This window comes from Yoonia sp. 67-2 (assembly GCF_035117555.1).
Classification (GTDB): Bacteria; Pseudomonadota; Alphaproteobacteria; order Rhodobacterales; family Rhodobacteraceae; genus Yoonia.
On sequence record NZ_JAYKPK010000010.1, the window covers coordinates 30,400 to 53,980 of the forward strand.

Here is a 23,581-nt window from a genome sequence, read left to right on the forward strand (position 1 = left end):
AATATGTTTGATAAAATCCTGATTGCGAACCGGGGCGAAATTGCCCTGCGTGTCGTGCGCGCCTGCCGTGAAATGGGTGTCAAATCCGTCGCGGTCCATTCCACCGCCGACAGCGATGCGATGCATGTGCGCATGGCGGATGAGGCGATCTGTATCGGCCCCCCGGCATCGGCGCAAAGCTATCTGTCGTTTCCGGCGATCATCTCCGCCTGTGAAATCAGCGGCGCGCAGGCGATCCACCCCGGATATGGGTTTCTGTCGGAAAACGCGGCCTTCGTGCAGGCGGTTGAAGATCACGGCCTGACATTCATCGGCCCCACCGCCGAACATATCCGCATCATGGGCGACAAGATCAGCGCCAAGGAAACCATGAAAGCCTTGGGCGTGCCTTGCGTGCCGGGCTCTGACGGCGGCGTGCCGACGTTGAAAGACGCGCAGCGCGTGGGTGAAGAGGTCGGTTATCCCGTCATCATAAAAGCCACCGCAGGTGGCGGCGGGCGCGGCATGAAAGTCGCGCTGACGGCGGATGACATGGAAAAGGCGTTCCATTCCGCCCGGGCCGAGGCGAAATCAAACTTCGGCAATGACGAAGTCTATATCGAGAAATACCTGACCACGCCGCGCCATATCGAAATTCAGGTTTTTGGCGATGGCAAAGGCAATGCAGTGCATCTGGGCGAGCGTGATTGTTCGCTGCAACGCCGCCACCAGAAAGTGTTTGAAGAGGCCCCCGGCCCCGTCATCACCCCCGAATTGCGCGCGCGGATCGGCAAGGTCTGCGCCGATGCGGTCGCCGCGATCAATTACATCGGTGCGGGGACCATCGAATTCCTGTTCGAGAATGACGAGTTTTTCTTCATCGAGATGAACACCCGTCTGCAGGTCGAACATCCGGTGACAGAGGCGATCTTTGGCGTCGATCTGGTGCGCGAACAATTGCGCGTGGCCTCTGGCCTGCCGATGTCCTTCACGCAGGATGATCTGAAGATCAACGGTCATGCGATCGAGGTGCGGATCAACGCCGAAAAATTGCCCAATTTCGCGCCCTGCCCCGGCACGATCACGCAATATCATGCGCCGGGTGGTCTGGGCGTGCGGATGGATAGCGCGCTTTACGATGGCTACCGCATCCCGCCCTATTACGACAGCCTGATCGGCAAGCTGATCGTGCATGGCCGCGACCGGCCAGAGGCGCTCGCCCGGCTCGCGCGCGCTTTGGGTGAATTGATCGTCGATGGTGTCGATACGACCATTCCATTGTTCCACGCGCTGCTGGCGGACCCTGCGGTGCAATCAGGCGATTACAATATCCACTGGCTGGAACATTGGCTGGAGCAGAACCTATCCAAATAATCAGCCCGCGCGCGGCCGCAAAGCACAGGTCGCGCGCTTTTTCCCCTGCCCCTGCGGGCGGAAGTAATCCTGCACGCCGCGGCGTTTGTTGTCCGGCAAGCTGGCCCAGTCGGACCAGATCAGATTGTAATCCAGTGCCTCGGCCATCAGCTCCATCGCGGCAAAGCTGGGAATCGCCACCAGAGCCATCTGCTGACCGTCAGATTGCGCGATTGCATTCATCGGATTGTCGCTGCGTTCAGTATCCAGCACGAGGACAGGTTTCGGGCGCTGCGAAAATTCCCCGTCGATGATGATCAGCCGGGGCCCCAGTTTCCGGATCAGGCGCAGCAGCCGGAACTGATCCATGATATGGTAAAACAGACCGAAAATGGCGACGATGTCATAGGTTTCACCGGCAGCCACCGCCTTTTCCAGCCCCTCGAAAACATCATCCACCCGCAATGTGACACGGGCCCGCAACGCAGCATCAGGATAGGCGGTGAAACCTGCCACAGCATCTGCCCGCGCCTCGATCCCCACCACCTCCGCCGCACCTGCCCCGGCAAAGGCATAGGCCCAGCGGCCATCATGCGCACCCAGATCCAGCACCCGCGCATCGGTGATATCCTTGGCGAAATCCTTGATCAGGAAATCATGCCGCCGGTTCATCCGTGGCCCGGCCTGCGCGCGGTCCTGATAGGCGCGCATCCCTTGCAGAAAATCAAAAAAACCCATCACTCATCCTTTTCATTGGCAGCTTGTGCCAAAACACCCTAGTCACGCAGGATATCTGCACCGTAAGCCAAGGAAAGCCCTGTGACAGCGCTGACGCCCGATATGTTGCTGTTTGCCTACAGACAGGGCGTGTTCCCGATGTCCGAAAGCCGCGATGACCCCGAAATCTTCTGGGTTGATCCAAAGCTGCGCGGGATCATTCCGCTGGATGGCTTTCGCATCAGCCGGTCTTTGGCGCGCAAACTGCGGCGCGAACAATTCAGCGTCACCTTTGATACGGCCTTTGAAGATGTGCTGCATGGCTGTGCGGACCGGGAGGAGACATGGATCAACCCGACGATCCATGCGCTTTATCTGGCACTGCATTATCAGGGCAATGCGCATTCGGTTGAAATCTGGCAGGATAACAGGTTGGTCGGCGGGGTTTACGGCATCCGGATCGGCGCTGCGTTCTTTGGCGAAAGCATGTTCAGCCGCGCGACAGATGCCTCCAAAATCGCTCTTGCCTATCTGGTCGACCGGCTGCGCGCGGGCGGGTTCACCTTGTTTGACACGCAATTCCTCACGCCACATCTGGCCAGCCTTGGCGGTGTCGAAATCACCCGCACGCGCTATCACCAGTTGTTGCAAGCGGCCCTGCCCCGGCCTGCGTCATTTGCAGGTACGGTGCCATCCGGCGATCAGGTCGTGCAGCGCAATACCCAGACATCATAGCGTGGATGATCCAGCGCATTCAACGCCGGGGATGACGCCAGCATCCAGCCGGAAAAGATCGGCGTCACGCTTTCGCGGAAATGGATCAGCAGGCTGGCATAGGCCTCACCGGCAAGATTTTCCGCCGGATAGCGGCAATCGGTCAAAGTGATCGACAAGGCGCCGACATTCTCTGACTGACCAGAGTTCATGGTCAGATCGGTGACCGCGCCGGTCAACCGGTCCAGCAAACGGATCTCGGCCCCCGACCCGGACATCACCTGTTGCGCGGCCAAAGGGGCCGCGATCAGCAAGGCGATCAGACAGGCAGTCAGGCGCATCACGATCTTATTCAGGTTTCCAGGAATCGTAATCCTTCCGCGCCACGGGCATCGTGCGACGGATCGACCCGGCTGGCGCATAGGCCGCCATCGTGCCGGTCAGGTTTGCCTGATGTGGTTTTTCCCAAGCCTTATGCACCAGCGCCAGCTCTGTCGGCGGCTGATCCCAAGTCCGGTGCAGCCAGCCATGCCAGTCGGGGCTGATGCGGGATGCTTCCATTTCGCCGTTGTAAATCACCCAGCGGCGGCTGTCATCAGCCGTGCGGTAATAGATATTGCCCTGCGCATCCTCACCCACCTTGGTGCCTTTGCGGCTGGTCCAGAGCTGGGTGCCAAAGGTCTGCCCATCCCACCAGGTAAAGATACGTTTGAATGTATGACCAAGGCCCATGCTGCATCTCCGGTAAAACTTGTGGGTTTCATGCCCTATCGCGCGCGAAAGGTCCAGAGCAGAGGCTGTGGCAAGCCCCGCTCGTTTTCAGGACACATGCCCCTCGCTTTGTTCGAAATACTCCCGCCGGAGGCTCCGACAGATCGGAGGCCACCGGCAGCAGATCATCATCCCGCAGTAGCGGATTCTTTCTTTTTCACATCGTCATGGATCATCAAAGGCGCGACGTCGGAATTCACAGCCTCTTCATTCACCACAACTTCAGTGACCGTATCCATGCCGGGCAGATCGAACATCGTATCCAGCAGGATACCTTCCATGATCGAACGCAGGCCGCGTGCGCCGGTCTTGCGCTTGATCGCACGCTTGGCGATCGCGGTCAGAGCATCGTCAGTGAAGGTCAGCTTGGTGTTTTCCAGCTCGAACAGCCGCTGATATTGCTTGACCAGCGCGTTTTTCGGCTGGGTCAGAATGGTGATCAACGCATCTTCGTCCAGATCGGTCAGCGTGGCGATTACCGGCAGACGGCCGACGAATTCCGGGATCAGGCCGAATTTCAGCAGATCTTCGGGCTCCAGATCCTGAAACACCTCGCCGATACCGCGTTCTTCGACGTCCTTCACATCCGCGCCAAAGCCCATGCCAGAGCCTTTGCTGCGCTGCGAAATGATCTTGTCCAGACCGGCAAAAGCCCCGCCGCAGATGAACAGGATATTGGTCGTATCGACCTGCAAGAATTCCTGCTGCGGATGTTTGCGCCCACCCTGTGGCGGCACGGAAGCGACAGTGCCTTCCATGATCTTCAGCAGGGCCTGCTGTACACCTTCACCCGAGACATCGCGGGTGATCGAGGGATTGTCGGACTTGCGGGTGATCTTGTCGACTTCATCGATGTAAACGATGCCGCGCTGCGCGCGTTCGACGTTATATTCCGATGCCTGCAACAATTTCAGAATGATGTTTTCGACATCTTCGCCGACATAGCCCGCTTCGGTCAGCGTCGTCGCATCGGCCATGGTGAACGGCACATCCAGAATGCGGGCCAGAGTCTGCGCCAGCAAAGTCTTGCCGCAGCCGGTCGGGCCGATCAGCATGATGTTGGATTTCGACAATTCGATATCGGATTTATCGGCGTGGTTCAGGCGCTTGTAATGGTTATGCACCGCGACCGACAGCACCCGCTTGGCATGCACCTGCCCGATGACGTAATCATCCAGCACCTTGCAGATTTCCAGCGGCGTTGGCACGCCTTCGCCGGATTTCAGGCCGGATGCTTTGGTTTCCTCGCGGATGATATCCATGCATAATTCGACGCATTCATCACAGATGAATACGGTCGGACCTGCGATCAGCTTGCGCACCTCATGCTGGCTTTTGCCGCAGAAGCTACAGTAAAGCGTGTTTTTGCTGTCGTTTCCGGTCGTGGTCGCCATATCAAACCTCTTGGCCTATCGGCCCGTCAAAACCTGTCGGGCTGCCTTGTAACAACACTAGGACAGCCCGCCCGGGTCCACAATGTCAAAATGACCACGGCTTTGGTCACTTTTTCAGTGGGAACCCATGTATTTATTCGGTGGATTTTTCGCGGTTGACCACGATTTCGTCGATCAGGCCCCAGTCCTTCGCCTCCTCCGGTGACATGAAATTGTCACGTTCCAACGCTGCTTCCACCTTTTTCAGCGGCTGGCCAGTATGGTGAACGTAGATTTCGTTCAACCGGGTTTTCAGCTTTTGCGTCTCGGCGGCATGGATCATGATATCCGTCGCCTGCCCCTGATAGCCACCCGATGGCTGGTGCACCATGATCCGGCTGTTGGGCAGCGAGAAGCGCATGCCGGGGTGACCTGCGGTCAACAGCAGCGACCCCATGGAGGCCGCCTGCCCGATGACCAGCGTGCTGACCTTGGGTTTGATATATTGCATCGTGTCATAGATCGACAGGCCAGAGGTGACGACACCGCCGGGGCTGTTGATATACATGCTGATTTCTTTCTTCGGATTTTCCGATTCCAGATGCAGCAATTGCGCGACGACAAGCTGGCTCATCCCGTCATGGACGGGGCCGTTGACGAAGATGATCCGTTCCTTGAGCAGGCGCGAAAAGATATCGTAGGCGCGTTCACCGCGCGCGGTCTGTTCCACGACCATGGGAACAAGGTTCATATAGGTTGCGACGGGATCTTGCATGTTCATGCCTCTCTGCTGGACGGATGTCCGACTTCATTCTTCCCCCTGACATTATGCGCGGGCGGCGGGGGCTTCAAGGGCTGGCGGGCGGAAGGTGGGTCTTGACCCACCCTCCTGGTTAACCGACGTGGAAGAGCGAGGCGAAAAGCCTTGGATCAAGGCTCTCTGCCGCAAAGGTCGGTCCTTCGGTCAGCACCGACACCGCATCATGGCTATGCAGGCTTTCCTGATGGCTGGCGATCACCCGGAAATCCGACACGCGCGGTTCCATCTGCAATTGTTCGGTGAACAGACGTGCGGCATCTTCGACAAAGATCGGATTGGCGGCGTTCAGTTCTGCAAAAGCCTGTTCATCCTCGCGTTTGACCATCACCTGCGTTTCGGTCGGCACGGCGGCGCGTGCGCGGTCGATCAGATCCTCGAACCACAGGCAGGGGCCATCCTCGACCAGCACTGATATCCGCGCGACAGAGCGTTGCGAATGCGGTGTGGCCAATTGGCCGCGAAATTGCCGCGCATGTTCGGAGAGTTCCAGCGAACAGGGACAGGTCGAGGAATAGACATAGTCCAGATGCACGATCTTTTTGCGCACACCCGCACTTTCCACCAGTTCCAGCGCGATATCGTAATATTGATAGCCTTGCAGCCCCGACCGCAGGCTTTGCACCTTCATCGGGAAACTGAACCGCATCTGGATACGCGCATCAAAGCTTTCGAGGTCCGATTTATAGGCATCCAGCGCGCGTTCGATCACCTCAAAACTAAAGGTTTCCTCGGCGTGTTTGTAGAATGTCCGCATGATGCGGGACATGTTGATGCCTTTCTTTTCCGCCTCCAGCGACACGGTGCCGGTGACGGATGTTTCCAGCGTCAGATCGCCGTTGTCGCGGGTGCGAAACCGGATCGGCAGGCGGAAATTGGAAATACCGACATGCTGGATCTGCTGTTTGGCGCCTTTGATCAGGCTGGACGGGCCGTTCTGCAGATCGGGCATTGTGGCTTTATATGCCTCATCCACCGCGAAATCCTCGGGGTAGGCGCGGGCCAAAGCCGGGTAATTCGACACTTCCTGCCCCGGAATCAGGCGTGATACCAAGGGGTCGAGTGTTGCCACCTCTTCCGGTGTCACGTCACCGGCCCATTGCCGCAAAAGGGCAAGGGCAGCCTCCGCCTCGGACCGGGTTGGCTGGCGGTCCATATCGCGCGCGTGAACATTCATATCGAGACCCTCTTGTGGTGCATCCGCCTGTCGTAGATGGCGCTGATCCGCCGCCTGTCCAGCGATGATATGGTAGATATGTGACAAATCGCGGCGCGGGTCGTTCATGAGGCAGGCTCCACGTCAGGCGCAATCCCAAGGATCACGGCGCCAATCTGCGGGAAATCGCAGTCTGGCGCCAGCAGTTTCGGGCAAAGCCTGCGGCGGCTTGCCGCGCTTAACCAATCGCTGCGCGCAGATCGGCCAGCAGATCATCGGCATCTTCCAGCCCGATGCTGAGCCGGATCAGACCGGGCGTGATCCCCAAAACCTGTTTGACGTCATCGGGCAGCCGCTGATGCGTGGTGGTCGCAGGATGGGTGGCGATGGATTTGGCATCGCCCAGATTGTTGGAAATGATGAAAATTTCCAGCTTGTTGAGCAGGGCAAAAGCCGCCTCTTTCGATCCGGCATCGATCGCCATGACTGTGCCGCCCGCGCCCATCTGCGCCATGGTCAGCGCATGTTGCGGATGGTCCGGCAGACCGGGATAAATCACCCGCACCTTGCCATCAGCGGCCAGCGCGCTGGCCAGATGCAGCGCCGATGCCGCCTGCGCGCGCACCCGCAGATCCATGGTTTCGATCCCCTTGACCATCAGCCAGGCGGTGAATGGCGACATCGACCCGCCAGTATGTTTCATGAAAGGTTCGATCACGCCGCGGATCACCTCACGCGAGCCAAGGATCACGCCACCCAAGGCGCGGCCCTGCCCGTCGATATGTTTGGTCGCGGAATAGACGATGACATCGGCGCCCAAAGCCGCCGCATCGGAAAACACCGGGGTTGAAAAGACGTTATCGACAACGACCATCGCACCCTGCGCATGGGCCAAATCAGAGACGGCTTTGATATCAATGACTTCCAGCGTGGGGTTGGAGATGCTTTCAAAGAATACGACCTTGGTATCAGGCCGGATCGCAGCCTCCCAAGCGGCCAGATCGGTGCCGTCGACAAATGTCACCTCGACCCCGTAGCGGGTCAGCACCTCTTCCAGAATATAAAGACAGGAGCCGAACAAGGCGCGGGCAGAGACGACGTGATCGCCGGCTTTCAGCATCGACACCAGCGCACCATGCACGGCGGCCATACCCGATGCGGTGGCGAAACCATCCTCGGTCCCTTCTAACGCGGCGATCCGCGCCTCGAACATCGCGACGGTCGGGTTGCCGTAACGGGCATAGATGAATTCATCCGGGCCGGTCTTGATGAACCGCGCCTCGGCGGCCTCGGCCGTGTCATAGACGAAACCTTGGGTCATGAAGATCGCTTCGCTGACCTCGCCATATTGGCTGCGGCGGATGCCTTCATGCACGGCTTTGGTGCGTTTGTTCCAATTTGTCATATTCTGCCCTCGCATAACAAAAACCCCGACACCGGCAAAGGTATCGGGGTGAAACCCGCAACCCTTTTTAGCAGTCTGTTTAACGTGGCCTGCAATCCGGAAAACAAATCACCACGAATTTCGGCTTAATCCCCGCCTGCGGGCGCGTCAAGCCAATGCGGGCGTCATCAAACCTTTATGCGCCTGTCACATGCCCGTGCCCGCCGCATGGCATCAGGGTGACAAAAGCAGGCAGGACAGGCAAATGGCACTTATCGCAGTGACTGAAGACCGTGTTCCGACGCGGCAAAGATTGGCGCGCGCGCTGGCGGATCTGCCGCAAGGCGCGCCGGTTGTCATCATGCTGCATGGGCTGAAATATGATCCCGACCTGCCCTTGCGCGACCCCTTCCAACAGATCTTCGCCCTGCATCCGGCGAGCCAGAGCAAGCGCATCGTGTCATGGCCGCGCCGTCTAGGGCTGCGCGGGGCCAATGCGCTGGGGATCGGTTACGGTTGGCGGGCACGCGGCACGCTCTGGCAGGCGCATCGGCGGGCCGGGCGCACGGCGGCACCGCTGGCGCATCTGATCCGGCGGATCAAGGATGTCGACCCGGCGCGCCCCATCCATCTGATCGCCCATTCGCTGGGTGCGCGCGTTGCGCTGCATGCGGTGACGCTGCTGCCTGCGGCGTCAGTGAACCGGATCATCCTGATCACCGCTGCCGCCTTTGAATGCGAATTGACAAGGGCCATGGCAAGCCCCGCCGGGCAGCAGGCCGAATTCATCAATATCCGCAGTCGCGCGAATACATTGTTCGATATCCTGCTGCGGCTGGCACTGCCGCATTGGGGCAAGACGCTTGGGCGCGGGCGTTTGCAGGCGCGCAACCTGCTGGATCTGTGCATCGACAACGGCCATTCCCGGCGCGTGTTGACAAAGGCCGGTTTCGCCTTTGCCGAAAAAACCGCGCCGATCTGCCATTGGTCCGGCTATCTGCGCCGCGATGCCTGCGCGCTTTACCGTGCGATGCTGCACCGGCCTGACACCACGCCTTTGCCCTATCTGCAAAACCTGCTGCGCAAACCGCAGGCGGGTTTTTTCAGCTTTCCGGGGTTTTCGGGTCCTCGATCAGGTATTTCTGCAAACCAATGATCTGAAACCACAAAAACGCGAATAAGGCGGCGGGAAAGGCAAAGGTTTCCAGCTTGACCCAGGTTTCGGTCGATTGGGTGCGCCAGATGATTTCATTGGCAATCGCCAAAACGGTAAAGATCATCGCCAGACGTTTGGTAAAGATCATCCAGCCTTCGCGCTGCATCGGCAGGAATTCTTCCATCACGAATTGCAGATAGCTTTGCCCGCGCAACAGCCCGATCCCCAAAAGCCCGGCCATCACGCCATAGACGATGGTGGTTTTCATCTTGAAAAACCGCTCATCGTTGAAATAGGCCGTCAGCCCACCGAAAAAGATCACCATGAAGGCGGTGAAGACCTGCATCCGGCTCAATTTGCCGGTCAGCGCCCAAAGGATGCCCATGGCCACCAAAAGGATCGGCACAAAGACGACAGCGGCGATAATGAACCCGGAATATTCCGTGCCACCAATCAGATAGGTGTCATCCTTGATCCGCAGATAGATCAGGAAGAACGCCAGCGTCGGCCCCAGTTCCAGCACCTGTTTCAAGATCGGGTTGATGGTTTTGGTCATTGCGGTCTCCTTCAGCCCCCCATTTCCACGATCACGGCGCCCAGCGCAACCAATGTCATCAGGATCAAGCGACGTGGCCCTACCTTTTCACGCAGGATGAACCAACCGATCAATGCGGCAAAAACGGTGGAGGTTTCGCGCAGCACCGCCGCCTCGCCCACTTTGCCGACCATGGTGGCCAGCATGACACCGCCAAAACTGACCCAGGCGACCAGCGCGCCGATGACCCCGCGCCACATCAAGGGCGTCAGCGTGGGTGGGTTCTCCATTCGGCGATAGCGCAGGAAGGCGATGATCGGGAAATCCAGCGCCGTGACAAAGAAGAACCACGCAAGGAAGGTGAACGGGTCCGGCGATTGGCGGATGCCGAACGCATCATAAGTCGTATAGATCGCCACCAGCATCCCGCCGATCAGTGCCCAGATCAACCCGGTCTGCATGGATTTGAGATCCAGCTTCTCCTCGCTGAGATTGCGCAACGCGAGCAGCAAAATACCCCCCGACAAAAACGCCACCCCCAGCCATTGCATGGCGGAATAGCTTTCGCCGAAAAACATTGACGCCGCGATCACCGTGACCAAAGGCCCGGTGCCGCGCACCACCGGGTAAACGACTGTGAACGCTGCCTTTTCATAGGCCTTCGCCATCGCGACCTTATAGCCGAAATGGATCACCACAGCGCCCGCAAGGATCAGCGCCGTCGCCGCATTGGGCCAAGGCACAAGGAACAGTGCGATGGGCGCGGTGAAAATCACGAGCCACAGATCAATCGCACCGCGCGTCAACCAAGGATCATGGCGGCCTTTCTGCAAAGCGCCGAACACCGCATGGGCCAGCGCCGACATCAGCGCGAGAAATGTGGCCAGCCGCGCGCCTTCCGGCGTGCCAGCAATGCTGATCAGATAGGCGGCAAGGTCTGGCAGGGTTACAACTCCAGCCCGACCAAAGCGGCGGCGAATTCTTCGGGATCAAAAGGCGCGAGATCATCGATCTGCTCACCTACGCCAATCGCATGGATCGGCAGACCGAATTTATCGGCCAAGGCGACCAGCACACCCCCTTTGGCCGTGCCATCCAATTTGGTCATCACCAGACCCGAGACGGCGGCCAGTTCCTGAAACACCTTCACTTGCTGCAAGGCATTCTGCCCTGTCGTCGCATCCAGCACCAGCAGCGTGTTATGCGGCGCATCGGGGTCTTTCTTGCGGATCACGCGGACGATCTTGGACAATTCCTCCATCAGATCGGCGCGGTTCTGCAGCCGCCCGGCAGTATCGATCATCAACAGATCAGCCCCATCCGCTTGTGCCTTGGTCATCGCGTCAAAGGCAAGGCTCGCCGGGTCCGACCCTTCGGGTGCGGTCAGTACTGGCACACCGGCGCGCTGCCCCCAGACCTGCAATTGTTCCACTGCTGCGGCACGGAACGTATCCCCTGCCGCGATCACGACATTCTTGCCCGCTGCGCGAAACTGGCTGGCGAGCTTGCCGATCGTCGTTGTCTTGCCCGACCCGTTGACACCAACAACCAGCACAACCTGCGGTTTCTTGGCGTAAATCGGCAAAGGCCGCGCTACGGGTTCCATGATCCGCACCACTTCGGCAGCCAGCAAGCGCTTGACCTCATCGACGGACAAACGCTTGCCCAGATTGCCCTCGGCCAGATTGGCGGTGACACGCTGCGCGGTCTCCACCCCCATATCCGCGGCGATCAGCAGGTCTTCCAATTCTTCCAGCATCGCATCGTCAAGCGCGCGGCGCTGCACATCGGCATCCGAAAACAACCGCCCGATCAGGCCGGGTTTCGGCGCAGGCTCCGGCGTTTCGGTGACAATCGCATCCAGCCCCGCATCGATCTTGGCCGAGGATTTGAACATCCTCTCTTTGAGCTTGCTAAAAAACGCCATGCGATCCGCCTTTCGTGACTATCCCCAAAGACCTAGCCATTCCGCCAACAATTGAAAAGACCACACCCCATCATCGTCCGAGCATAAATATCCACGCCGGAGGCGCGCGTGCGGCAAAGCCGCATGCGCATCAGATTTCATCGCCGAAATGCTGCATCACCAACCGGATCGGATTGGGCGCCGCCTGCCCCAGCCCGCAAATCGAGGCATCGGCCATCGCATCACAGAGATCCCCCAACAACGCGCAGTCCCAGCGATCTGCCTGCATCAGAATCACCGCCTTCTGGCATCCCACCCGGCAAGGCGTGCATTGACCACAGCTTTCGTCCTCGAAAAACCGCAGCATATTCAGTGCGGCATCCCGCACGCGGTCGTGGTCCGACAGCACCACCACCGCCGCTGATCCGATAAAGGTGCCGTGTTCTTGCAGCGTATCAAAATCCAGCGGCACATCATTGATCGCCGCGGGCAAAATGCCCGACGATGGCCCACCCGGCTGATAGGCTTTGAACACATGCCCTGTCGCCATCCCGCCTGCCGCCGCAATCACATCCATGATCGTCGAACCGGCGGGCAGCACATAGATCCCCGGCTGCGCTACGCGCCCTGAAACCGAATAGGATCGCAGCCCGATGCGCCCGTTCTTTTCCACCTGATTGAGCAGTTCCGGCCCTTCGCGACAAATCCGCGCGACCCAGAGCAGGGTTTCGACATTATGCACCAGCGTCGGGCGGTCAAATATCCCCACCTCGGCGACAAATGGCGGGCGGTGCCGGGGCAGACCGCGCTTGCCTTCGATGCTTTCGATCATCGCGGATTCCTCGCCGCAGATATAGGCACCGGCCCCGCGCCGCAGGTCGATATAGCCGGGGCTGACGATCCCTGCCTCTTCCAGCGCCGCAATCTCACGCCGCAAAATCGCCAGCACCGCGGGATACTCGTCGCGCATGTAGATGAAACAAGTGTCCGCCGCGACGGCCCAGGCGGCAATCAGCATCCCTTCCAGAAACAGATGCGGGTGCCGCTCCAGATAATGCCGGTCCTTGAAGGTCCCCGGCTCGCCCTCATCCCCATTCACGGCCAGATAGCGCGGGCCGGGATGGGCGCGCACGAAACCCCATTTCTTGCCAGACGGAAAACCCGCGCCACCCAGACCGCGCAGACCGGAGGCGAGGATTTTATCCTGCACCAAAGCCCAGTCACCATGATCGCGCAGATCGGCCAAGGTCAGATAGCCCCCCTCTGCGCGATAGGTCGCAAGGGTCTGATATTCCGGCACCTGCGCGTGGATATCCCCCGCCGCAATCGCTGCCTGCACCTTTTCAACACTCGCATGGTCGATATGGTTGTGGCCGATTTCCAACGTGGGCGCAGTATCACAGCGCCCCATGCAGGGCGCGCGCAACACGCGGACCTCTGCGGGATCAAGTCCGTCTTCCAGCGCCGCTTTCAATGCCTGTGCGCCTGCCAGTTCGCAGGACAGGCTGTCGCAAACGCGGATCGTCAACGCGGGCGGCGGCACCTCGCCTTCTTTCACCATATCAAAATGGGCGTAGAAACTCGCGACTTCATAAACCTCGGCCTGTGACAGCCGCATCTCCTCGGCCAAGGCACGCAGATGCGCGGCGGAGAGATGGCCGTAATGGTCCTGAATCAGATGCAGATATTCAATCAGCAGATCGCGGCGACGCGGGTGATCGCCCAACAGCGCACGCACCTCGTCCCAGGCTTTATCGTCAAGCTGGCGGCCCTTAGGCGTGTGCCGCCCTTTGCCTGTGCCGGAAATCCAGATGCCATCCTTGCTGTCTTCGGCCATGCAACCCTCCGCTTTCGCGGCAGCATAGCCGTTGCCCCGCCCGCAAACCACGCAAAAGCGACACCCTTGCGCCAAAGCGCGCAGACCCAGAGTTTCGCTTAATCTGTCCATAAACCCATGCTATGACTATCGGTGATGAGCAGACAAACCGCCCTTTTCGCCTTTGCCACCCTGCTGCCCGCGGGATTGATCGGCATCGGCGCAGTGCAAGGCGGGCCTTGGGTTCTGGCCGCCGTGCTGGTGCTGACATTGGTCACCAGCCTTGCAGACCGCTTGCTGCCCGAGGACCGCAGCCGCGATGAAGATGCGACAGGCACTGCGCTGGCGGTCGTCCTGGCGCTGGCGCATCTGGCACTGGTGCCCTTGGTGGTCTGGGCCTTGGCAGGTGACGCGATCAGCCGTCTGGAAAAGGTCGGGCTGTTTTTTGCCGCAGGCCTTTATTTCGGGCAGGTCAGCAATGCCAATGCGCATGAACTGATCCATCGCCCGCAGCGCGTGCTACACCGGCTGGGGATGTGGGTTTATATTTCGCTCTTGTTCGGGCATCACACATCGGCGCATGTGCTGGTCCATCACCGCCATGTGGCGACGCGCCAAGACCCCAATACATCGCGCAAAGGTGAAGGGTTTTACCGTTATATGATCCGCGCCTGGGCCGGGTCGTTCAAAGGCGGCTACCGGGCAGAGAAAGACCGCCTTGCGCGGATCGGACGCGCCGCTTGGCGTAACCCTTATTGGGTCTATCTGGGCGGCGGTGCGGGTTTCATCGCGCTGGCCTATCTGCTGGGCGGGGCCAAAGGCATGGTGCTTTACATCGCGCTGGCGGGTCATGCGCAGATGCAATTGCTGCTGTCGGATTATGTCCAGCATTACGGTCTGACGCGCAAAACCCGCGCCGATGGCAAAGCCGAACCTGTCGCCGCCCGCCATAGCTGGAACAGCCCGCATCTTTATTCCTCGGCCATGATGCTGAATGCGACCCGCCATTCCGACCATCACGCGCGGCCTGCCCGTGTCTATCCTGCGCTGGAATTGCCACCGGATGCGCCGGTGCTGCCGCGCCCTTTGCCGCTGATGGCAAGTATCGCGCTGGTGCCACCGCTTTGGCGGCGAATCATGGACCCTCTGGCGGATCGGTGGCGCGATGCGTAGTTTTCTGCTGTTGCTCTGCCTCGCAACCCCGGCCATGGCGCTAGAGACGATGGATGCGGACGCCTTCGACGCCCATGTCACCGGGCGCACGATCACTTTCCGCACCGATACCAACCCTGCTTTCGGGGTCGAGGCTTATTTGCAAGGTCGCCGCGTTATGTGGTCCACGTTCGAAGGCACCTGCATGTATGGCGTCTGGTTCGAAAGCAAAGGCGATATCTGCTTTCGCTATGATGGCGACCCGGTCCCCAAATGCTGGGCGATTTATGATGAACCCGGCGGGATCAGGGCCGTGTCAACCGACAGCGCCTTTGGCACCGTGATCTTTGAAACGGACGCGGATGAACCGCTGATCTGCAATGATCTGTCATCCTGAGCGGACATTGACCCGCCCATCAGCAAACTGGATTTCCAGATCACCCGCTTTGGCTGCTGTCTGGCTATCCGTCACCAGATCGCCGCCCGCGCGCACCACCGCATAGCCGCGTTTGAGCGTTTCCATATAACCCAAAGTCTCGCGCAGCCGGTCGAGTGACGCAAGCTTTGCTGCTCGCTCCGCCTGTTGCCGCGTCGCGCGGTCTGACAAGCGTTGCAAAGCGATGCCCAGCCGGTCGCCCTGCCGGTCCAGCCGCATCTGCAACAGATCCGCCCGCAATCCCCGCCCGGCCCGTTCCAATGTCGCCGCCGCATCGCGGTTGCGCCGTTGCAAAGCAGGCACCAGCCTGTCGCCAAGGGCGGTCAGATGCCGCCGATCCTCTGCCAGTTTGCGCTGCAGGATCGCGGGGCGCAAAGCAGCGTCAGAGAGTTGCAGCCGCTTCTTCGCCGCCGCTTGCCGCAAGGCGGCTGGCAGACGGTCAGTCAAGTAATCCAGCCGCTGCTTTGGCCCATCGGTCAGCGTCTCGACCTGCGGCAAAGCCCGCGCCAGATCGCGCAGACGCTGCTGGCGGTTCTGCACCCCGTTGGACAAGGCCCGCACCAACCGCGCGCCCTGCCCGTCCACAAAGGCCAAGAGTTCGATCCGCACCGGCACGGCGAGTTCTGCCGCCGCCGTGGGTGTCGGCGCGCGGACATCAGCGGCGAAATCGATCAGCGTGGTGTCGGTTTCATGCCCCACGGCAGAGATCAGCGGAATATCCGACGCCGCCGCAGCCCGCACCACGATTTCTTCGTTAAAGCCCCAAAGGTCCTCCAACGACCCGCCCCCACGTGCGACAATCAGCAGATCAGGGCGCGGCAAGGCACCGCCGGGGGTCAAAAGGTTGAAGCCGTTGATCGCCGCCGCCACCTCTGCTGCGCATTTCTGGCCTTGCACGGCGACCGGCCAGACCAGCACCTTGCGCGGGAAACGGTCGCGCAGCCGGTGCAGGATGTCGCGGATCACCGCACCCGATGGCGAGGTCACAACGCCAATAATCTCGGGCAGATAGGGCAGCTTTTGCTTGCGTGACGCATCAAACAACCCCTCGCCCGCCAACATCGCACGGCGTTTTTCCAGCATCGCCATCAGCGCACCGGCCCCGGCAGGCACGATATCCTCAATGATCATCTGATATTTCGACTGCCCCGGAAAGGTCGTCAGCTTGCCAGTGGCGATGACCTCCATCCCTTCCTCCGGGCGGTGGCTCAGCGCGGCAGCACGGCCTTTCCAGATGATGCCGGACAGAACCGAACGGTCATCTTTCAGATCCAGATAGATATGCCCCGAGGCTGGCCGTGAAATCCGCCCCAATTCACCGCGCACGCGGATATGGGAAAAGCCGCCTTCAATCGCTTTCTTGACCGCGCCCGAAATCTCGGACACGGAAAATTCCGGTGTGTTGTCGGCCGGGGTGGGATCGTCGAAAAGGTCCATCGGATGCTCTTGTGATATGGTTGCCCCGACCTTAGAACGCCCATGACCAAAGTCCAAGCGGAGAGCGCCATGAACATCCTGATCCTCGGCAGCGGCGGGCGCGAACACAGCCTCGCCTGGGCGATCAAGCAGAACCCCAAATGCGACCGGCTGATCGTGGCACCGGGCAATGCGGGTATTGCGCAGATCGCGGAATGTGCCGATCTTGATATCCTCGATGGTGACGCCGTTGCGAATTTCGCCGAGGACAACACGGTGGATTTCGTGATCATCGGGCCAGAGGCCCCGCTGGCCGCCGGTGTTGCCGACCGTCTGCGGCGCGCAGGCTTGCTGGTCTTCGGGCCATCGCAGGCCGCGGCGCAGTTGGAAGCATCGAAAGCCTTTACCAAATCCATCTGCGATGCGGCAAATGCGCCAACTGCGGGCTATGCAACCTTCACCGAAGCAGATGCAGCCCGCGCCTATGTGCAAGCACAAGGCGCGCCCATTGTGATCAAGGCGGACGGACTGGCCGCGGGCAAAGGTGTCACCGTCGCGATGAACCTCGACGACGCTCTGGCGGCGATTGACGATATGTTCGATGGTGCCTTCGGCGATGCCGGGGCATCCGTGGTGATCGAGGAGTTCATGGAAGGCGAGGAAGCCTCCTTCTTCGTCCTCTGCGATGGCAGGACGATCCTGCCGGTCGGCACCGCCCAAGACCACAAACGCGCCTTTGACGGCGATCAGGGGCCGAATACGGGCGGCATGGGCGCCTATTCGCCTGCCCCAGTGATGACGGATGCCGTGACAGCGAAAGCCCTCAATGAAATCATCCAGCCGACGATGGATGAAATGGCCAGGCGCGGCACGCCCTTCCAAGGTGTGCTGTTCTGCGGTCTGATGATCCAGAACGGCCAGCCACGGCTGGTGGAATATAACGTCCGCTTTGGCGATCCGGAATGTCAGGTGCTGATGATGCGGTTGGGCGGGCAAATCCTTGACCTGCTGCAAGCCTGTGCCGAGGAACGGCTGCATGAAATCTCGGTCAACTGGGCCGATGACCATGCGCTGACCATCGTGATGGCGGCAAATGGCTATCCCGAGGCTTACGCAAAAGGCAGCGTGATCAATGGCTTGGACACGCAGCCCGAGGATAGTTTCCACATGGTTTTCCATGCCGGGACCAAGCGGGTGGACGGCCACTATCAATCCAACGGCGGTCGTGTGCTGAATATCACCGCGCGCGGCGCGACTTTGGCCGAGGCACATGAACAAGCCTATGCCATGGCACATGGGGTTGATTGGCCGGGCGGGTTTTACCGGTCCGATATCGGCTGGCGGGCGCTGTAGAGCTGAATGCGTTGCAAAGTTGAATGGACTGCAAAATTGAACGGGTTTCAGAATTGAAGTTGACTGTTGAACGTCAGATGACTTTGACCTTTAGGTCATAAACTGACCAATAATAGAAACCGGGACCTTCGCGCAAATCGCAGAGAACGGGTGGAACGAACCCCTCGCCGACAAGGCCCGCAAGCTGGGCATCCCGGTCATGAAGCACGAGGGCGCCTCTTCGAGATCATGGTCGACATTGGTTCGACGGGGCAATTAGGCGTCTTGCAAAAATTGTTGTGCGGTAGGAGGCCAGACAAATGCAGGTTATTTCTGAATGGGGTCTATCAGGCGTCGAATCTCTCATTGACCGCGCGGATGCCTTTGTTGTTGTAGACGTGCTATCGTTTTCGACATGTGTTGACATAGCCTGTGCCAACGGGGCACTCGTTTTCCCATTCCCAATTCACGATCAGGAGGCCGCGCAGCAGGAAGCTGATCGGCGAAATGCGGTGCTGGCGGGCAGGCGGTCCGACAAGACCGCACGTTTCAGCCTGTCCGCCCCGACCCTGCGGGGTATCGCCAAGAGAACGCGTCTGTTGCTCCCTTCTCCAAACGGGTCCCACATCTCCTTCGCGGCGAAGGGAAAGCCCATTCTTGCTGGTTGTCTTCGCAACGCCGCTGCCGTCGCGGAAGAAGCCATGCGCTTGGTGGAGGATGGTACACTCGCAGTTATTCCAGCCGGTGAGCGTTGGCAGGACGGTAGTTTGCGACCTGCCATCGAAGATCTGATTGGCGCGGGCGCAGTCATCTCGGCATTGACAGGGACGCTCTCTCAAGAAGCTGCGGTGGCACGGGATGTTTTTCATTCCTCGCGGCCCGTATTGCTTGACCGGTTGATGCGCTCCGTATCGGGTGTTGAGTTATGTGAACGCGGCTTTCCGCAGGACGTCGAAACTGCGGCAACTCTGAACGTTTCGGCTTGCGCCCCGGTCCTGCGAGACGACTTTTACATCGCCGCGGGTTGATTGAAATCGAAGGTCCGCTCCATCCCGCTCACCGGACCTTCCACCTCCCTGCACCGAAGGTCCAGTTCGGTCAGAAATGCCTGACGGTCGGGCCACACTTGGCTGACGGGCCGCACCGATAGATTTCAGACAATCCGTCACATCGCCTCAAAGATACGCGACGCTCCACACAGCCGTAAAAAAACCGCGCTGTTAGGCGCGGCTTTTCAAATCAACAGGCAGGGATCAGGCGGCGCGACCGACCAGAACAGAACCAATCTGCGCGGCGGCAGCATTCTCGTCATCGCCAGCGACAGCGGCGAATTCGCGGGTCAGGCGTTCCAGGGCAGCTTCATATAGCTGACGCTCGGAATAGCTTTGCTCGCGCTGGTCGTCCTGGCGGTGCAGGTCGCGCACGACCTCTGCAATCGCGATCAGATCGCCGGAATTGATCTTTTGCTCATATTCCTGCGCCCGGCGGGACCACATCGCTTTCTTGACCTTGGCCTTGCCACGCAGGGTTTTCAGCGCATGGTTGACCACATCGGGCGTCGCCAGAGCGCGCATGCCAACGTCAGTCGCCTTATGTGTCGGTACCCGCAGCGTCATCTTGTCTTTTTCAAAGGCAATCACGAACATTTCCAGCTCGAAACCGGCAACTTCCTGCGTTTCCACGGAAACGATCTTGCCGACACCATGTGCGGGATAAACAACAAACTGGTCGGGGCTGAATTCACTTTTCTTCTTGGTCATGATCTTCCTTTCAAGGCGATCCGGCGGCTCAGGCGACAAAAAACCGTCGGTAACAAAGGCTACCGGCGGGATGTTCCTATCAAGGCGGGATCAAATCGTTCGCGTCATTGAGGAATCATACCACAAAAACGCCCCCTTCGGAAGCGTCCTGTAACAGCGGGATGAAATCCCCTTCTATCAATGGCTTAGCTCAGCCACCCTCGCCGGGCGTCTCGGAAAACAGGCGCATCTTGTCAGGTTCGCCATCCATCTCGGCGGCACCGGGCAGCGGGTCTTTCTTGGTGATGATGACCGGCCACATTTCCGAATATTTGCGGTTGAACTCGACCCATTTTTCCATGTCAGGCTCGGTATCCGGACGGATCGCATCGGCCGGGCATTCGGGTTCGCAGACGCCGCAATCGATACATTCATCCGGATGGATCACCAGCATGTTCTCACCCTCGTAGAAACAATCCACCGGACATACCTCGACGCAGTCGGTGTATTTGCAGGCGATACAATTGTCGTTGACGATATAGGTCATGGGATCATCCGTAATGCTTCGGAACGTGTGCTAAAGCGGATCGCGCGGTCATTCAAGGCTGAAAGGGTCATCCATTCCGCGCTGCGTCATCATATCCCTGCGATCCTTTTTGGTGGGCCGGCCCTTGCGGTCGCTGAGCGGTCCTTGCGGGGTTGGCACGGGGACAGGTGACAGATCCTCGTAAAGCGTTTGCGCCTCGGGTGCCGGACCACGACGGGTGCCGCAATCGAGGATACGGATCACCTTGGTCTGTTCGGCTTGCACAAAGGTCAGCACATCGCCCGCCCCGACAGCGCGGGCCGGTTTGCTGACCGGATTGCCGCCCACCCGCACTTTCCCGGCAGAGACGATCCCGGCGGCAATGCTGCGCGATTTGAAAAACCGCGCATGCCAGAGCCATTTATCAAGCCGGATCACCTGCCGGGGCGCGTCGGTCAAGCCTTTTTGAACCCCGCCAAAGCGGCCGCAAAGGGATTATCCGGGTCAATCGGTTTGTCCCGCTTGGGTTTAGCCTGAAAGCTTTCAGGCTTGTTGGCCTGCGCGGGCGGCTTGCCTTTGCCTTTCCCCTTCGGCTTGGGATTGCCGCGTGGGCGTTCACCACCTGCCGGGCGGGCCGGACGCACGGCGCGACCGCCCCAGGTGAAAGTATAAAACGCCTCCATCTCGGGCGCTTCAACCGGGATTTCCTGCGGCGCATCGGGCGCGTCGGCGGGGTCATCGACAGGCATTTCCTGCGGTGCATCATCGGGCAGTTCGACTGGCACATCGGCAGGGCTGTCAGCGGGTGGCGCGTCATTCGGCACTTCTACCGGCGGCTCTGGTGCAGTGTCCGGGTCCTGCACTGGCACTTCCACTGGCGGCTTGCCAGCGACATCGGCGCGCGCAGCTTTCACCTTTACCCGTTCGGCTTTCTCGGCTTTGTAGCCCAGGCCCGCCATCAGATCGGCGAATTGATCCAAGGTCATGCCGGTGATCGACAGCATATCTGCATTCGCCTCGAACCCCGCACGGCTGTCCTTGTCGCGCAACATATCGGCGAGCCGTTCGAGCATATCGATGCGGATCGCCCTTTCGCCCGCAGCGCGGTAGCCCGACATCGCGTAATAGCCTGGCACAGCGTCTTTCGCGGCTGGCAAAGTCACCAGACCGGGGGGCGGGCTTTCGGGGAATTCGGACAGGTTCTTCGCCAGGGACCACAGCACCAGCCGCAGACGCGTCGGCGCGGGTTTCAGCAGCAAAGGCTGGAAAATGGTGAACTGACCAAAGCGCACGCCATGTTTGCGCAGGGCAGAACGTGCCTCCTGATCCAGCGCCTTGACCTCATCCGCAACATCGCCACGCGGGATGATGCCGAAATTTTCGGCCATGCGGAAAGCGAAGCCTTTCGCGGCCCCTGTCAGCGTCTCGTCGTTGCGCAAAGCCAGCAGGCCTTCAAAGCCCGCAGCAATCTTGCGGTCGATGAAATGCTGCAACCGGCGCTGCACCTTGGCGGTCACGTCAGGCCCGGCTTCTTCATCCACGAACACCGCGACGCCGGGTTTAAGCGGATCGGACCCCGCCACCAGTTTGCCCAAAGCCTGATCGCCCCACATCAGGCCACCCTGTTCGGTGAAATCAATCTCGGTATCGGGCGCGTTATAGAAACGGTCCGCGCGCAGATGCAGATGCGGCGCAATCGCCTGCACCGAGGCCTGCCGCAGGGTTTTCGCCTCGTCCGGGCTGCCCGCCTTGTCCATGCGGAAACGGAACCCTTCCAAACGACCGACGAATTCGCCCTCGACGGTCACTTCACCTTTTTCATTCACCTCGGCCAACAGGCTCTCCTTTTGTTTGAGCCGGCGAAGCAGGATACTGGTCCGCCGGTCCACAAATCTTTGCGTCAATGCACCATGCAGCGCATCTGATAAACGGTCTTCTACAGCGCGCGTTTCATCACGCCAATGCAAATCGTCAACCAACCAGCCTTTGCGCTGGGCCACATAAGTCCAGGTGCGGATAAAGGCGAGCCGTTTGGACAAAGTATCAATATCCCCGTCCGTGCGGTCAATCCGCCGCACCTGAAGCGCAAACCAATTGGCCGAGACATGCCCAAGTTGATGCAGATCGTTGTAAATCTGCGTCAGAAGGGCCGCATGTTCCGCCGGTGAAACACCGCGAAAGTCAGGGATTCGGCACACGTCCCAGAGCAGTTTGACCGACGGCCCGTCCGTCGCACGCGCCGCAACCTCTGCATCCAGTGACAGCGCTTTGAGCGCCGCCAGATCATCGCTTTCGCGCACGCGGGTCAGCCAGGGGTTGTCGGTGCGATCCTCCAACGTGCTGATCAGCCGCTTGATGGAGCCGAATTGTAACCGGCTGTTGCGCCATTGCAGTTTGGTGACCGGGCGGAACTGGTGATTGCAGATCGCCTCTGCCACAGCATCATCCAAAGGCGGGGCCTCACCCGTCACGCCAAAGGTGCCGTTCTCAACATGCCGCCCGGCGCGGCCTGCGATCTGGGCCAATTCCTCGGGTGCCAGATGCCGCATCCGTCGCCCGTCAAATTTCGTCAGCGAGGAAAAGGCGACATGGCCGATATCCAAATTCAGCCCCATCCCGATGGCATCGGTGGCGACCAGATAATCGACATCGCCGTTCTGATACATTTCCACCTGCGCATTGCGGGTGCGGGGCGACAGCGCGCCCATCACCACAGCAGCGCCGCCTTTGGTGCGGCGCAGCAATTCGGCGATGGCATAGACGTTATCCACCGAAAACCCGACGATGGCTGATCTTGCTGGCATCCGGCTGATCTTTTTCGACCCGGTATAGGTCAGCTCTGACAACCTTTCGCGCGCCATGAACTGCACACCGGGCACCAAGGCGGCAATCGCCCCGCGCATGGTTTCGGCCCCCAGAAACAGCGTTTCATGCAGCCCGCGCGCATGCAGCAGACGGTCGGTGAACACATGCCCCCGCTCAGGATCGCCGCAAAGCTGGATCTCATCCACAGCCAGAAAATCGCAGCCCATGCCCTCGGGCATCGCCTCGACCGTGCAGACCCAATAGGCCGCACGCGGCGGCACGATCCGTTCCTCGCCCGTGACCAAGGCCACCACGGATGGCCCCTTGATCGCGACGATCCGGTCATAAACCTCGCGCGCGAGCAGGCGCAACGGCAGGCCGATGACACCGGAGCGATAAGACAGCATCCGCTGGATCGCATAATGGGTCTTGCCGGTATTGGTCGGCCCAAGCACGGCCGTAATCCGGGAACCTTGCATTTTCGTCCCCGTCTGGGGT

General features: G+C 59.8%; 23 protein-coding genes and 1 riboswitch. Of the genes, 7 read left to right on the forward strand and 16 right to left on the reverse strand.

Translation table 11 applies throughout. The features are described 5' to 3' along the window. Window positions 1-3 precede the first annotated feature (3 nt). A complete protein-coding gene (gene accC / locus VOY09_RS15080; RefSeq protein ID WP_322895107.1) occupies window positions 4-1,353 on the forward strand; it encodes an acetyl-CoA carboxylase biotin carboxylase subunit in 1,350 nt (449 codons plus the stop codon). Here the strand turns inward: accC and VOY09_RS15085 are convergent, their stop codons facing one another. Continuing rightward, window positions 1,354-2,070, reverse strand: a complete 717-nt coding sequence (locus VOY09_RS15085; protein ID WP_322895108.1) for a class I SAM-dependent methyltransferase — start codon at window positions 2,068-2,070, stop codon at window positions 1,354-1,356. 102 nt (window positions 2,071-2,172) lie between these two features. Here VOY09_RS15085 and aat point away from each other — a divergent pair, with 102 nt between their 5' ends. After that, on the forward strand, window positions 2,173-2,784 hold the full coding sequence (aat, locus tag VOY09_RS15090) for a leucyl/phenylalanyl-tRNA--protein transferase (protein ID WP_322895233.1): 612 nt from the start codon (window positions 2,173-2,175) through the stop codon (window positions 2,782-2,784). Here aat and VOY09_RS15095 read toward each other — a convergent pair. The 6 genes from VOY09_RS15095 to metZ all read right to left on the reverse strand — a co-directional run bounded on the left by VOY09_RS15095 (window position 2,751) and on the right by metZ (window position 8,285). After that, complete coding sequence (locus VOY09_RS15095; protein ID WP_322895109.1) at window positions 2,751-3,104, reverse strand: DUF2155 domain-containing protein; 354 nt, start codon at window positions 3,102-3,104, stop codon at window positions 2,751-2,753. The two genes, aat and VOY09_RS15095, sit on opposite strands and share 34 nt — an antisense overlap. Before the next feature lie 7 nt (window positions 3,105-3,111). Further along, window positions 3,112-3,495 carry an NADH:ubiquinone oxidoreductase subunit NDUFA12 gene (locus VOY09_RS15100; protein WP_322895110.1) on the reverse strand — a complete coding sequence of 128 codons (384 nt, stop codon included), beginning with the start codon at window positions 3,493-3,495 and terminating at the stop codon, window positions 3,112-3,114. Between the two features lie 167 nt (window positions 3,496-3,662). Further along, window positions 3,663-4,928: an ATP-dependent Clp protease ATP-binding subunit ClpX gene (gene clpX / locus VOY09_RS15105; RefSeq protein ID WP_322895111.1), complete on the reverse strand. Its 1,266-nt coding sequence runs from the start codon at window positions 4,926-4,928 to the stop codon at window positions 3,663-3,665. Window positions 4,929-5,061: 133 nt separating this feature from the next. Continuing rightward, window positions 5,062-5,682 carry an ATP-dependent Clp protease proteolytic subunit gene (locus tag VOY09_RS15110; RefSeq protein WP_322895112.1) on the reverse strand — a complete coding sequence of 207 codons (621 nt, stop codon included), beginning with the start codon at window positions 5,680-5,682 and terminating at the stop codon, window positions 5,062-5,064. A 118-nt stretch (window positions 5,683-5,800) separates the two neighbouring features. Continuing rightward, window positions 5,801-6,901 carry a GTP cyclohydrolase FolE2 gene (folE2, locus tag VOY09_RS15115; RefSeq protein ID WP_322895234.1) on the reverse strand — a complete coding sequence of 367 codons (1,101 nt, stop codon included), beginning with the start codon at window positions 6,899-6,901 and terminating at the stop codon, window positions 5,801-5,803. 217 nt (window positions 6,902-7,118) lie between these two features. Next, window positions 7,119-8,285, reverse strand: a complete 1,167-nt coding sequence (gene metZ / locus VOY09_RS15120; RefSeq protein ID WP_322895113.1) for an O-succinylhomoserine sulfhydrylase — start codon at window positions 8,283-8,285, stop codon at window positions 7,119-7,121. A 46-nt stretch (window positions 8,286-8,331) separates the two neighbouring features. Continuing rightward, a riboswitch (SAM riboswitch) is annotated at window positions 8,332-8,410 on the reverse strand. 119 nt (window positions 8,411-8,529) lie between these two features. Between metZ and VOY09_RS15125 the strand changes: the two genes are divergently transcribed. Next, a complete protein-coding gene (locus VOY09_RS15125) occupies window positions 8,530-9,420 on the forward strand; it encodes an alpha/beta hydrolase (protein ID WP_322895114.1) in 891 nt (296 codons plus the stop codon). Here VOY09_RS15125 and VOY09_RS15130 read toward each other — a convergent pair. From VOY09_RS15130 to VOY09_RS15145, 4 genes are all read right to left on the reverse strand, one after another. Next, the gene (locus VOY09_RS15130; protein WP_322895115.1) at window positions 9,368-9,976 is read right to left on the reverse strand and encodes an inner membrane-spanning protein YciB; all 609 of its coding nucleotides are present in this window, start codon (window positions 9,974-9,976) and stop codon (window positions 9,368-9,370) included. The genes VOY09_RS15125 and VOY09_RS15130 overlap by 53 nt on opposite strands. An 11-nt stretch (window positions 9,977-9,987) precedes the next feature. Then, window positions 9,988-10,899, reverse strand: coding sequence for a DMT family transporter (locus tag VOY09_RS15135; protein WP_322895235.1), 912 nt, complete (start codon window positions 10,897-10,899; stop codon window positions 9,988-9,990). Window positions 10,900-10,901: 2 nt separating this feature from the next. Next, entirely contained in the window at window positions 10,902-11,882 is a 981-nt protein-coding gene (ftsY, locus tag VOY09_RS15140; RefSeq protein WP_322895116.1) for a signal recognition particle-docking protein FtsY, read from the reverse strand. 130 nt (window positions 11,883-12,012) lie between these two features. Beyond that, window positions 12,013-13,698 carry an NAD(P)H-dependent oxidoreductase subunit E gene (locus VOY09_RS15145; RefSeq protein ID WP_322895236.1) on the reverse strand — a complete coding sequence of 562 codons (1,686 nt, stop codon included), beginning with the start codon at window positions 13,696-13,698 and terminating at the stop codon, window positions 12,013-12,015. Between the two features lie 135 nt (window positions 13,699-13,833). Here VOY09_RS15145 and VOY09_RS15150 point away from each other — a divergent pair, with 135 nt between their 5' ends. Together VOY09_RS15150 and VOY09_RS15155 are read left to right on the forward strand one after the other, a co-directional pair. Continuing rightward, window positions 13,834-14,850: an alkane 1-monooxygenase gene (locus tag VOY09_RS15150; protein ID WP_322895117.1), complete on the forward strand. Its 1,017-nt coding sequence runs from the start codon at window positions 13,834-13,836 to the stop codon at window positions 14,848-14,850. Beyond that, window positions 14,843-15,226, forward strand: a complete 384-nt coding sequence (locus VOY09_RS15155) for a hypothetical protein (RefSeq protein WP_322895118.1) — start codon at window positions 14,843-14,845, stop codon at window positions 15,224-15,226. The genes VOY09_RS15150 and VOY09_RS15155 overlap by 8 nt, the downstream gene beginning before the upstream one ends. Here the strand turns inward: VOY09_RS15155 and xseA are convergent. Then, a complete protein-coding gene (gene xseA, locus VOY09_RS15160) occupies window positions 15,218-16,702 on the reverse strand; it encodes an exodeoxyribonuclease VII large subunit (RefSeq protein WP_322895119.1) in 1,485 nt (494 codons plus the stop codon). The genes VOY09_RS15155 and xseA overlap by 9 nt on opposite strands. A 69-nt stretch (window positions 16,703-16,771) precedes the next feature. On the opposite strand from xseA, the gene purD reads away from it, so the two are divergent. Then, window positions 16,772-18,034, forward strand: coding sequence for a phosphoribosylamine--glycine ligase (gene purD, locus VOY09_RS15165; protein ID WP_322895120.1), 1,263 nt, complete (start codon window positions 16,772-16,774; stop codon window positions 18,032-18,034). A gap of 299 nt (window positions 18,035-18,333) precedes the next feature. Beyond that, the gene (locus VOY09_RS15170) at window positions 18,334-19,041 is read left to right on the forward strand and encodes a 2-phosphosulfolactate phosphatase (RefSeq protein WP_322895121.1); all 708 of its coding nucleotides are present in this window, start codon (window positions 18,334-18,336) and stop codon (window positions 19,039-19,041) included. 225 nt (window positions 19,042-19,266) lie between these two features. Here the strand turns inward: VOY09_RS15170 and VOY09_RS15175 are convergent, their stop codons facing one another. The 4 genes from VOY09_RS15175 to VOY09_RS15190 all read right to left on the reverse strand — a co-directional run bounded on the left by VOY09_RS15175 (window position 19,267) and on the right by VOY09_RS15190 (window position 23,562). Beyond that, window positions 19,267-19,773, reverse strand: coding sequence for a CarD family transcriptional regulator (locus tag VOY09_RS15175; RefSeq protein WP_040483067.1), 507 nt, complete (start codon window positions 19,771-19,773; stop codon window positions 19,267-19,269). 190 nt (window positions 19,774-19,963) lie between these two features. Next, the gene (gene fdxA, locus VOY09_RS15180) at window positions 19,964-20,299 is read right to left on the reverse strand and encodes a ferredoxin FdxA (RefSeq protein WP_322895122.1); all 336 of its coding nucleotides are present in this window, start codon (window positions 20,297-20,299) and stop codon (window positions 19,964-19,966) included. A gap of 48 nt (window positions 20,300-20,347) precedes the next feature. Beyond that, on the reverse strand, window positions 20,348-20,737 hold the full coding sequence (locus VOY09_RS15185; RefSeq protein WP_322895123.1) for an RNA-binding S4 domain-containing protein: 390 nt from the start codon (window positions 20,735-20,737) through the stop codon (window positions 20,348-20,350). Next, the gene (locus VOY09_RS15190; RefSeq protein ID WP_322895124.1) at window positions 20,734-23,562 is read right to left on the reverse strand and encodes a helicase-related protein; all 2,829 of its coding nucleotides are present in this window, start codon (window positions 23,560-23,562) and stop codon (window positions 20,734-20,736) included. The genes VOY09_RS15185 and VOY09_RS15190 overlap by 4 nt, the downstream gene beginning before the upstream one ends. Between the last annotated feature and the right edge of the window lie 19 nt (window positions 23,563-23,581).

Excerpts from the sequence above, each read along its gene's own strand:
- VOY09_RS15095 (WP_322895109.1), bottom strand. The coding sequence starts at position 3,104 with ATGCGCCTGACTGCCTGTCTGATCGCCTTGCTGATCGCGGCCCCTTTG.
- VOY09_RS15155 (WP_322895118.1), top strand. The coding sequence starts at position 14,843 with ATGCGTAGTTTTCTGCTGTTGCTCTGCCTCGCAACCCCGGCCATGGCG.
- purD (WP_322895120.1), top strand. The coding sequence starts at position 16,772 with ATGAACATCCTGATCCTCGGCAGCGGCGGGCGCGAACACAGCCTCGCC.
- accC (WP_322895107.1), top strand. The coding sequence starts at position 4 with ATGTTTGATAAAATCCTGATTGCGAACCGGGGCGAAATTGCCCTGCGT.
- VOY09_RS15170 (WP_322895121.1), top strand. The coding sequence starts at position 18,334 with ATGCAGGTTATTTCTGAATGGGGTCTATCAGGCGTCGAATCTCTCATT.
- fdxA (WP_322895122.1), bottom strand. The coding sequence starts at position 20,299 with ATGACCTATATCGTCAACGACAATTGTATCGCCTGCAAATACACCGAC.
- VOY09_RS15150 (WP_322895117.1), top strand. The coding sequence starts at position 13,834 with ATGAGCAGACAAACCGCCCTTTTCGCCTTTGCCACCCTGCTGCCCGCG.
- aat (WP_322895233.1), top strand. The coding sequence starts at position 2,173 with ATGTTGCTGTTTGCCTACAGACAGGGCGTGTTCCCGATGTCCGAAAGC.
- metZ (WP_322895113.1), bottom strand. The coding sequence starts at position 8,285 with ATGACAAATTGGAACAAACGCACCAAAGCCGTGCATGAAGGCATCCGC.
- xseA (WP_322895119.1), bottom strand. The coding sequence starts at position 16,702 with ATGGACCTTTTCGACGATCCCACCCCGGCCGACAACACACCGGAATTT.
- VOY09_RS15125 (WP_322895114.1), top strand. The coding sequence starts at position 8,530 with ATGGCACTTATCGCAGTGACTGAAGACCGTGTTCCGACGCGGCAAAGA.
- VOY09_RS15130 (WP_322895115.1), bottom strand. The coding sequence starts at position 9,976 with ATGACCAAAACCATCAACCCGATCTTGAAACAGGTGCTGGAACTGGGG.
- VOY09_RS15085 (WP_322895108.1), bottom strand. The coding sequence starts at position 2,070 with ATGGGTTTTTTTGATTTTCTGCAAGGGATGCGCGCCTATCAGGACCGC.
- VOY09_RS15100 (WP_322895110.1), bottom strand. The coding sequence starts at position 3,495 with ATGGGCCTTGGTCATACATTCAAACGTATCTTTACCTGGTGGGATGGG.
- VOY09_RS15175 (WP_040483067.1), bottom strand. The coding sequence starts at position 19,773 with ATGACCAAGAAGAAAAGTGAATTCAGCCCCGACCAGTTTGTTGTTTAT.
- clpX (WP_322895111.1), bottom strand. The coding sequence starts at position 4,928 with ATGGCGACCACGACCGGAAACGACAGCAAAAACACGCTTTACTGTAGC.
- VOY09_RS15190 (WP_322895124.1), bottom strand. The coding sequence starts at position 23,562 with ATGCAAGGTTCCCGGATTACGGCCGTGCTTGGGCCGACCAATACCGGC.
- folE2 (WP_322895234.1), bottom strand. The coding sequence starts at position 6,901 with ATGAATGTTCACGCGCGCGATATGGACCGCCAGCCAACCCGGTCCGAG.
- VOY09_RS15110 (WP_322895112.1), bottom strand. The coding sequence starts at position 5,682 with ATGCAAGATCCCGTCGCAACCTATATGAACCTTGTTCCCATGGTCGTG.
- VOY09_RS15145 (WP_322895236.1), bottom strand. The coding sequence starts at position 13,698 with ATGGCCGAAGACAGCAAGGATGGCATCTGGATTTCCGGCACAGGCAAA.
- ftsY (WP_322895116.1), bottom strand. The coding sequence starts at position 11,882 with ATGGCGTTTTTTAGCAAGCTCAAAGAGAGGATGTTCAAATCCTCGGCC.